Source organism: Streptomyces rapamycinicus NRRL 5491 (genome assembly GCF_024298965.1).
GTDB lineage: Bacteria > Actinomycetota > Actinomycetes > Streptomycetales > Streptomycetaceae > Streptomyces > Streptomyces rapamycinicus.
The window spans coordinates 11,393,665-11,404,650 of record NZ_CP085193.1; the positions used below are offsets into that span (position 1 = coordinate 11,393,665).

Consider the following 10,986-nt stretch of genomic DNA (forward strand, 5'->3'; position numbering starts at 1 on the left):
TCTGGTTTCTTCGAGGGGGCAGGGCCAAGTGTCAAACGAAGAGAAGCTCGTCGACTACCTCAAGCGCGTCATGGCCGATCTGCGCCAGACGCAGCGGCGTCTCCGCGATGTCGAGGAGAAGTCCCGGGAGCCCATCGCGATCGTGGCGATGAGCTGCCGCTTCCCCGGCGGTGTGCGGTCTCCGGAGGAGCTGTGGGGGCTGCTCGCCCGTGGCGAGGACGCCGTGGGCGCGTTCCCGGAGGACCGCGGCTGGGACCTGGAGGAGCTGTACGACCCGGACCCCGACCGCTCCGGCACCTCGTACGTCAAGGAGGGCGCGTTCCTCTCCGACGCGGGCGCCTTCGATCCCGCCTTCTTCGGCATCTCGCCCCGTGAGGCGCTGGCGATGGATCCACAGCAGCGCCTGCTGCTGGAGACCTCGTGGGAGGCCATGGAGCGGGCCGGTGTCGCTCCGGCATCGTTGCGGGGCAGCAAGGCCGGTGTCTTCGTGGGCACCAACGGTCAGGACTACACCGTCGCCCTGCGGCAGGCCCCGAAGGGCGTCGAGGGCTTCCTGGCCACCAGCGGTGCGGCCAGTGTGATGTCGGGTCGGCTCTCCTACACCTTCGGCTTCGAAGGGCCCGCGGTGACGGTGGACACCGCCTGCTCATCGTCGCTGGTGGCACTGCATCTCGCGGTGCAGTCCCTGCGGCAGGGGGAGTGCCCGCTCGCCCTCGCCGGAGGCGTGACCGTGATGTCCACGCCCGGCCTCTTCGTGGAGTTCAGCCGTCAGCGGGGTCTCGCCCCGGACGGCCGGTGCAAGGCGTTCGCGGCGGGCGCGGACGGCACGGGCTGGGGTGAGGGTGTGGGCATGCTGCTGCTGGAGCGGCTGTCGGACGCGCGCCGCAACGGCCACCCGGTGCTGGCGGTGATACGTGGCTCCGCCGTCAACCAGGACGGCAGCAGCAGCGGCCTGACCGTGCCCAATGGCATCTCGCAGCAACGCGTCATCCTTCAGGCCCTCACCAACGCGCGGCTGTCGGCCGCCGAGGTGGACGCGGTCGAGGCGCATGGCACGGGTACGACGCTGGGCGACCCCATCGAGGCGCAGGCGCTGCTGGCCACCTACGGGCAGGACCGCGCGGACGGTCGGCCACTGCTGCTGGGGTCGGTGAAGTCCAACCTCGGCCATACGCAGGCGGCGGCCGGTGTGGCCGGTGTGATGAAGATGGTCCTGGCCATGCGGCACGGTGCGCTGCCGAAGACCCTGCACGTCGATGAGCCGACACCGCATGTGGACTGGTCGGCCGGCGCGGTCCAGCTGCTGGCCGAGCAGATGGCATGGCCGGAGAGCGGCGAACCTCGCCGGGCCGGTGTCTCGGCCTTCGGCGTCAGCGGCACCAACGCCCATGTGGTGCTGGAACAGGCGCCGGTCGGCGATGACGATGACGCGGCGGATGAGGGGGTGCGCGGGGGCGGCTCCACGGTGGTGCCGTGGGTGCTGTCGGCCCGATCCGAGGCGGCCTTGCGGGCTCAGGCCGGTCGGCTGGCGTCGTACGCGGAGAAGCGGGCGGAGCTGTCGGCCGGGGATGTCGGGTGGTCGCTGGCGACGACTCGTACGGTCTTCGAGCATCGTGCGGTGGTGCTGGCGGGGGACCGGGGCGGTTTGGCCGATGGAGTGGCGGCGCTGGCGGCGGGCCGGGACGTCTCTGGCGTGGTGCGGGGTGTGGTCGCGGGTGGTGATGGTCGTGCGGTGTTGGTGTTTCCGGGGCAGGGGGCGCAGTGGGTGGGGATGGCGGCGGGGTTGTTGGAGTCGTCTGCGGTGTTCGCGGAGCGGTTGGGGGAGTGTGCGGCGGCGTTGGGGCCGTTCGTGGACTGGTCGCTGGTGGATGTGCTGGGTGATGCGGTGGCGTTGGGGCGGGTGGATGTGGTGCAGCCGGTGTTGTGGGCGGTGATGGTGTCGTTGGCTGAGGTGTGGCGTTCGTATGGGGTGGAGCCTGCTGCGGTGGTGGGTCATTCGCAGGGTGAGATTGCGGCGGCGTGTGTGGCGGGTGGGTTGTCGTTGGAGGATGCGGCGCGGGTGGTGGCGTTGCGGAGTAGGGCGTTGCGGGCGTTGTCGGGGCGTGGGGGGATGGTGTCGGTGTCGTTGCCGGTGGGGGAGGTGCGGGAGTGGCTGGGGGCGTGGGGTGAGCGGTTGTCGGTGGCGGCGGTGAACGGGCCGTTGGCGGTGGTGGTTTCCGGTGATGCGGATGCGTTGGAGGAGTTGCTGGCCGTGTGTGAGGGTGAGGGGGTCCGGGCGCGGCGTGTGCCGGTGGATTACGCCTCGCATTGCGCTCATGTGGAGGCGATCGAGGGCGAGTTGGCGAGGGAGCTTGCCGGGATCAGTCCTCGGTCGTCGTCGGTGCCGTTCTATTCGACGGTGACTGGTGGGGTGCTGGATACGGCGGGTCTGGATGCCGGGTACTGGTATCGGAATCTGCGTCAGATGGTGTGTTTCGAGGAGACTGTACGCGCCCTGCTGGTCGACGGTTTCCAGGTGTTTGTTGAGGCCAGTGCCCATCCGGTGCTCACGATGGCTGTGGAGCAGACGGCTGAGGAGCACGGCGCCCGTGTCACCGCTGTCGGTTCGCTGCGCCGTGACGAAGGCGGTCTGGAGCGCTTCCTGACTTCTGTGGCCGAGGCCTATGTGGGTGGGGCTTCTGTTGACTGGGCTCGGACGTTCGCGGGGACGGGTGCGTGTCGCGTTGAGCTGCCCACGTACGCCTTCCAGCGGGAGCGGTACTGGTTGGAGTCCGCGGGTGTGGTCGTTGGTGATGTGACGTCTGCGGGTTTGGGTTCGGCTGATCATCCGTTGTTGGGTGCGGTGGTGGGGTTGGCGGGTGTGGATGGGGTGTTGTTGACGGGGCGGTTGTCGTTGGTTTCGCATGGTTGGTTGGCTGATCATGCGGTGTGGGGTGTGGTGGTGGTGCCGGGGTCGGCGTTGGTGGAGTTGGTGTTGCGTGCGGGTGATGGGGTGGGGTGTGGGTGGTTGGAGGAGTTGACGTTGGAGGCGCCGTTGGTGGTGCCTGAGTGTGGTGGGGTGCGGGTGCAGTTGTCGGTGGGGGCGCCGGATGGGGTGGGTCGGCGTGTGGTGGGTGTGTTTTCGCAGGTGGAGGGTGAGGGTGAGGGGGTGTGGACGCGGCATGCGTCGGGGGTGTTGTCGGTTGGTGTTCCGGTGGTGGTGGATGGGTTGGGTGTGTGGCCGCCGGTGGGTGCGGTGGGGGTGGATGTGGGTGGTGTGTATGAGCGGTTGGCTGGGGTGGGTTTGGAGTATGGGCCGGTGTTTCAGGGGGTGCGTGCGGCGTGGCGTCGTGGTGATGAGGTGTTTGCTGAGGTGGCGCTTGCGGAGGAGCAGCGTGCGGAGGCGGGTCGCTTCGGTCTGCACCCGGCACTCTTCGACGCCGCCCTGCATATGGCCGGGGTGGGTCCGGAAGACGAGGAGGCGGGCCCCGCGCGTCTGCCGTTCGCCTGGACGGGCGTCTCCCTGTACGCCACGGGGGCGACGGAACTGCGGGTGCGCCTGTCGCCGTCGGGCGCCGACGGGATCTCGGTGCTGGTGGCGGACGCCGACGGAGTGCCGGTGGCTTCGGTCGACTCGCTGGTGGGGCGACCGGTGGCGGCCGAGCAGCTCACCGCGTCCCCGCAGGTCGCCAGGGACTCGCTGTTCACCGTGGAATGGGACCGCGTGCCCACAGAGGGCGTGCAGGGGGCGGCATCTCAGGCTCAGTGGGCGATGGTCGGATCGGACGATCTCGGCCTCGCCGCCGCGTTGGAGGCGGCAGAGCAGGATGTAGTGAGCGGCCCGGAGCTGGCCATCCTGACCGACTCCCCGGATGTCGTCCTCGTGACGTGTGCGTCCGAGTCGGATTCGGGTGCACAGGATCTTCCGTCCGCCACGCGCCATTTCGCGCACCGCGTTCTGGGTGTGGTGCAGGAGTGGTTGAGGGAAGAGCGGTTTGCCGGTTCGCGGTTGGTGGTGGTGACGCGGGGTGCGGTGGCGGCCGTACCGGGTGAGGATGTGCCGGATGTGGCGGCGGCCGCGGTGTGGGGTTTGGTGCGATCGGCGCAGGCTGAGCATCCGGATCGGTTCGTCCTGGTCGACGTCGATGACGTACCGGTGTCGGCCGGTGTGCTCCGGGCGGTGCTGGGGTGCGGGGAGCCCCAGGTGGCCGTGCGGTCCGGGGATGTGCTGGCGCCTCGGCTGTCGCGTGCCGTTGCTCCTGCGGCTTCTGCCGAGGGTGTTGGGTCGGGCTTTGCGTGGGATCCCGAGGGTACGGTGCTGGTGAGCGGTGCCACCGGCACGCTGGGTGGTTTGGTGGCGCGGCATTTGGTGGCCGAGCGTGGGGTGCGGCATCTGGTGTTGCTCTCTCGGCGGGGCCGGGAGGCCGTCGGCGCGGTGGAGTTGGAGGCCGAGCTGGCGGAGCTGGGCGCGTCGGTGACCATGGTGGCCTGCGATGCGGCCGACCGTGAGGCGTTGGCGGGGGTGCTGGCGCGTATTCCGGCGGATCGTCCGTTGCGCGGGGTGGTGCACGCGGCCGGTGTGCTGGATGACGGCGTGGTGGAGTCGTTGACGCCGGAGCGTATTGATGTGGTGTTGCGGCCGAAGGTCGATGCGGCGGTGCTTTTGGATGAGTTGACGCGGGATCTGGAGCTGTCGGCGTTTGTGATGTTCTCGTCGGCCGCTGCGACGTTCGGGGCGGCGGGGCAGGGGAACTACGCGGCGGCGAACATGTTCCTGGATGCGCTGGCGGCGCGGCGTCGGGCGCGTGGGCTTGCGGGGGTGTCGTTGGCCTGGGGTTTCTGGGCCGAACGCAGCGATATGACCGGCCACCTCGCCGACGCCGACGTCGCCCGGATGGAGCGCGGCGGCGTCATCCCGCTGTCGTCAAACGAAGGCCTTGCGCTTCTCGACGCGGCGAGCGCCATGGACCAGTCGCTGCTGGTTCCCGTGCGGATCGCCCCGGCAGCGCTCCGTGGTGGGGCCGGGGCAGTACCGCCGTTGCTTCGACGGCTGGTGCGTACCCCCTCGCGGAGGGCCCTTGCGGACGCCGCGCCGGGCATGGACACACCCCTGCACGGTGACCTTGTCCGGCTCGAGGGGCTTTCGGCGGCCGAGCAGGAGCAGACGCTGCTGGATCTGGTGCGCCGCGGGGTCGGCGCGGTGCTCGGCTACTCGGATGTGGAGCAGGTCGACCCGGAGCGTGCGTTCAAGGAGCTCGGGTTCGATTCGCTGACGGCGGTCGAACTGCGCAACCGGCTGAACACGGCCACCGGGCTGCGTCTGCCCGCCACCCTGGTCTTCGACTACCCCTCGCCCCTGGCGCTCGCCCGCCACCTCCGCGATGAGCTGCTCGGCAGGAGCGGCGAGGTGGCTGCCGACGCAGGACGTCGTGTGCCGGTGACCGTCTCTCAGGATGCGCCGATCGCCATCGTGGGCATGAGCTGCCGCTTCCCGGGCGGGGTGAAGTCCCCCGAGGATCTGTGGCGGCTGCTGGCCCGCGGCGGAGACGCCATCGCGGCCTTTCCGGACGATCGCGGCTGGGACCTGGAGGGTCTGTATCACCCGGACCCCGATCACCGGGGCACGGCGTATGCGCGTGAGGGTGGTTTCCTGTACGACGCGGGTGATTTCGATCCGGCGTTCTTCGGGATTTCGCCGCGTGAGGCGCTGGCGATGGATCCGCAGCAGCGGTTGCTGCTGGAGACGTCGTGGGAGGCGCTGGAGCGGGCCGGTATCGACCCGGCGTCGGTGCGCGGCAGCCAGACCGGCGTCTTCGCCGGAATCATGCACCACGACTACGGCTCGGCCACGGTGCCGGAAGGAGTCGAGGGCTACATCGGCAACGGCACCGCCGGCAGCATCGCCTCGGGCCGCGTCTCCTACACCTTCGGGTTCGAAGGGCCCGCCGTGACGGTGGACACCGCCTGCTCGTCGTCGCTGGTGGCGCTGCACCTCGCGACCCAGTCGCTGCGCCAGGGCGAGTGCTCGCTCGCGCTCGCGGGCGGCGTGACGGTGATGTCGACCCCCGCCCTGTTCGTGGAGTTCAGCCGTCAGCGGGGACTGTCGGCCGACGGTCGCTGCAAGGCGTTCGCGGGAGCGGCGAACGGTACGGGATTCTCCGAGGGCGTCGGCATGCTGCTGCTGGAACGGCTCTCGGACGCACGGCGCAACGGCCACCGGGTGCTGGCCGTCGTCCGTGGGTCCGCCGTCAACCAGGACGGCGCGTCCAACGGACTGACGGCCCCCAACGGCCCGTCGCAACAGCGAGTCATCCGGGCGGCGCTGGCGAGTGCCGGGCTGTCCGCCGCCCAGGTGGACGCGGTGGAGGCACACGGTACGGGCACGACGCTCGGCGATCCCATCGAGGCACAGGCACTGCTGTCGACCTACGGGCGCGAGCGGGGCGCCGAGGAGCGGCCGTTGTGGCTCGGCTCGATCAAGTCGAACATCGGCCATACGCAGGCGGCGGCCGGTGTGGCGGGTGTGATGAAGATGGTGCTGGCGATGCGGCACGGCGTACTGCCGCAGACGCTGCACGTGGATGAGCCGTCGCCGCATGTGGACTGGTCCGAGGGCGCGGTGCGGTTGCTCATGGACGCGACGGAATGGCCGGAGACGGGGCAGCCGAGGCGTGCGGGTGTCTCCTCCTTCGGCGCCAGCGGGACCAATGCGCATGTGATCGTGGAGCAGGCCCCCGAGGAGCTGCCCGTCGCCGGGCCGGTGACGGACGGATCCGCCGGGTCGACGCAGGTGCCGTGGGTGGTGTCGGCGAAGTCCGAAGGCGCGCTGTGGGCGCAGGCGGAGCGGCTGTTGCCGGTGGTGCGTGGAGAGCTGGACGCCGAGGCGTCGGTCGTGGATGTGGCCTCGTCGCTGGTGACCACGCGCTCGGTGTTCGAGCATCGGGCGGTGGTGCTGGCCGGTGACCGTCAGGGCTTCGTGGCCGGGCTGGAAGCGCTGGTGGATGACGTACCGGCGGCCGGTGTGGTGCGGGGTTCTGCGGCGCCGGGGAAGCTGGCGGTGTTGTTCTCGGGGCAGGGCAGTCAGCGGGTCGGGATGGGGCTGGAGCTGTGCGAGGCGTTCCCGGTGTTCGCGGAGGCGTTCGATGAGGTGTGTGGGCACTTTGAGGGCGCGCTGGAGCGTTCGCTGCGGGAGGTGATCCGTGGGGACGCGGCGGGGCTGGAGGGGACCGCGTATACCCAGTGTGGGTTGTTCGCGGTGGAGGTGGGGCTGTTCCGGTTGGTGGAGTCGTGGGGTGTGCGGCCGGATTTTGTGGCGGGGCATTCGATTGGTGAGCTGGTGGCGGCGCATGTGGCGGGGGTGTTGTCGCTGGCAGACGCGTGTGCTTTGGTGGCGGCTCGTGGGCGGTTGATGCAGGGGTTGCCGTCGGGTGGGGTGATGGTGTCGGTGCAGGCCGCCGAGGCCGACGTACTGCCGTTCCTGGCCGGTCGTGAGGCCGAGGTGAGTGTGGCGGCGGTCAACGGGCCGCACTCGACCGTGATCTCCGGGGCGGAAGGGGCGGTGTCGGAGGTCGCCGGGCGGTTTGAGGCTCAGGAGATCAAGACCAAGCGGCTGCGGGTCTCCCATGCCTTCCATTCACCCTTGATGGAGCCGATGCTGGCGGAGTTCCGGCGGGTGGCCGAGGGGTTGTCGTACGCGCCTCCGCGCATCCCCGTCGTATCGAATGTGACGGGCTTGGTGGCGGATGCCGAGGCGCTGTGCTCGGCCGAGTACTGGGTGCGCCACGTCCGTGAGACCGTGCGCTTCGCCGAAGGCATGGCGGCTCTCGCGGAGGCGGGTGTGACGACCTCCCTGGAGCTGGGGCCGGATGGGGTGCTGTCCGGCATGGGACAGGAGTGTGCGCCGGACGTCGAGTTCGTCTCCGCCCTGCGCAGCGGCCGAGGCGAGAGCGCCACGCTCCAGGAGGCATTGGCTCGGATCTTCGTCCGTGGCGTCCCGGTGGATTGGACGGCGTTGCTCGCGCCGACTCCCGTACGCCATGTGCCGACTCCCGTACGCCATGTGGAGCTGCCGACCTACCCCTTCCAGCGGAAGCGGTACTGGCTCGAGGCCGGTGGGGCGGCGGGCAACGTGGCTTCGGCGGGGCTGCGGCCCGAGGAGCATCCCCTGCTCGGTGCCGCCGTGAGGCTGCCCGACTCCGACGGATGCCTGTTCACCGGCCGACTGTCCGCGCGTACCCACGCCTGGCTGGCCGACCATGAGGTGCTGGGCGCGGTGGTGGTGCCGGGGACGGCCTTCGTGGATCTGGCGTTGCACGCCGGTGGCCGTTTCGGCTGTGACCAGGTGGACGACCTGGTGCTGGAAGCGCCGCTGGTCCTTCCCGAACGCGGCGCGATTCAGCTCCAGGTGCTGGTGGCCGGAGCCGATGACGACGGCCGCCGACCCGTCACCGTCTACTCCCGGCAGGAATCCGCTGATGAGGACGGGCCCTGGACGCGCCACGCCACCGGCGTTCTGGCCCAGGCCGAGGGGCCGGACGCGGCGATCTCGGCCGAGCTGAGCGTGTGGCCGCCCGCGGATGCGGAGGCGATCGACATCAGCGGCATGTACGAGCGCTTCGCGCTGGGCGGGCTCGCGTACGGGCCGGCGTTCCAGGGCGTGCGGGCCGCCTGGCGGCGCGAAGACGAGGCGTTCACGGAGGTGTTCGCCGAGGTGGCCCTGGCCGAGGAGCAGTGGCCGGACGCCGCGCGGTTCCGCGTGCACCCCGCGTTGCTCGACGCGGCCCTTCACATGGCGGGGCCCGGCGGTCTGGTGGCCTCGGACGCGGAACATGTCCGCTTGCCGTTCGCCTGGAACGGGGTGTCGGCGCACATCACCGGCGCGACAACGGTCCGCGTACGGCTGGCGGCGGCCGGGGCCGACGGACTGTCGCTCGCCGTGGCCGATGAGACGGGCCGGTTGATGGCCTCGGTGGCAGAGCTGGTGACGCGCCCGGTCTCCGCCGAGCAGCTCGACGCCGCGCGCGGCACCGACCATGAGTCGCTGTACCGGCTGCGGTGGGACGCCATGCCACCCCTGGGCGACGAGCCGTCCACCGCCCGCTGTGCGGTGATCGGTGAGGAGGACGGTGAGCTGGCCGTGGCGTTGCGGTCGGCGGGCTGGCAGGTGCGGACGCATCCTGACCTGGGAGCCCTTGCCCGGTCCGGCGCCGAGGGCGAGTCTCTGCCGGAGTGGGTGCTGCTGGCCTCCGCGACCGGCACCGGTGGCGACACCCGCCAGGGTCTACGTGGCGCGGCGCACCAGGCGCTGGAGCGGGTGCAAGAGTGGTTGGCCGAGGAGCGGTTCGCCGATTCCCGCCTGGTCATCACCACTCGCGGTGCCGTGGCCACCACCTCCACCGAGGGCGTGGACGACTTGGCCGGGGCGGCGGTATGGGGCCTGGTGCGATCCGCGCAGGCCGAACACCCCGGCCGACTGCTCCTCCTCGACGCGGACGGACCCATGGGGCTCGGCTCCGTTCCGCTGGCCGCTGCCCTCGCCTCGGGCGAGCCGCAGTTGGCCGTACGAGGTGGGCGCGTACTCGCGGCGAGGCTGGTCCGAGCCGAGGGGACGGCGGAACAGGGCGCTTCGGCGACATGGGATCCCGAGGGCACGGTCCTCATCACCGGGGCCAGCGGCACCCTGGGCGGTCTGCTGGCCCGGCACCTGGTGGCCGACCACGGTGTGCGGCATCTGGTGCTGCTCAGCCGCAGGGGCTCGGCGGCCGAGGGCGCGGCCGAGCTGGCTGACGAACTGACCTCGGCCGGGGCATCGGTGACCTGGGCGGCCTGCGATGTGGCCGACCGGGATGCCCTCAGCGCGGTGTTGTCGGACATACCCGCCGCACGTCCGCTCAAGGGCGTCGTCCACGCCGCCGCCGTGCTGGACGACGGTGTGATCGCGTCGTTGACTCCGGAGCGGCTGGACACGGTGCTGCGGCCGAAGGCGGAGGCGGCACTGGCCCTGCATGAGTTGACGGCCGGGCTCGACCTGTCGGCGTTTGTGGCCTTCTCCTCGGTGGCGGGCATGTTCGGGGCCGCCGGACAGGGCAACTACGCCGCCGCCAACGCCTTCCTCGACGCGCTGGTCTCACAGCGCCGGGCGCACGGTCTCCCCGGCCTGTCGCTGGCCTGGGGCCTGTGGGAGGAGCGCAGCGGAATGACCGAGGGGCTGGCCGAGGTGGACAGGCGGCGGATGGACCAGGTCGGCATCTCCGCCCTGTCGTCGACCGAGGGGCTTGCCCTGTTCGACGCGGCTTGTGCGGGCGATGGTCCGGTCATCGCGGCCGCACGGCTGAACACGACGGTCTGGAGGTCCGCCGCGCATGACGGCTTCGTGGAAGTACCGCATGTGATGCGGGAGTTGGTGCGCGTGCCCGCCCGTCGGGTGACGGCGGAATCCACCGGGGTGGCCGGAGCGGCCGGGGCGGCGGAGGCGTTGCGGGCGCGCCTGGCCGGAGCCTCGTATGCGGAAGGCGAACGCCTGGTGCTGGACACGGTACGACGGAATGTCGCCGCCGTGCTGGGCCATGGCGGCCCCGAAACCGTGGAACCGGGCCGTGCGTTCAAGGACTTCGGCTTTGATTCGCTGACGGCGGTGGAATTGCGCAACCGGCTCGGCACGGTGACCGGGCTGCGCCTGACCGCGACGCTGGTCTTCGACCACCCGACCCCCACCGCCCTGGCCCAGCACCTGCACCACGAACTGACGCGGGACACCAGCTCCGCCACCACCTCGGTGCCGGTATCCGTGGGACTCGATCAGCTCGAAGCCGGTCTGTCGGCGATGACCTGGGAGGAGATCGGCCGCACGGATGTGGTGTCACGCCTGCGGGAGCTCTTGGCAAAGTACGGCGACGCACAGGAAGTCCCGAGCAGCGACGCTGCTCTCGTCGACCAACTCGAATCGGCGACGGATGGCGAACTCTTCAAGATGGTGGACGAGGATCTCGGAATTCTCTGAAGCGATCC

Annotated in this window: 1 protein-coding gene; it reads left to right on the plus strand. The window is 70.7% G+C overall.

Annotation, left to right across the window (positions count from 1 at the left end):
- The first annotated feature begins 28 nt into the window (after nt 1–28).
- Entirely contained in the window at nt 29–10,978 is a 10,950-nt protein-coding gene (locus LIV37_RS46950; RefSeq protein ID WP_243146527.1) for a type I polyketide synthase, read from the plus strand.
- Nucleotides 10,979–10,986 lie beyond the last annotated feature (8 nt).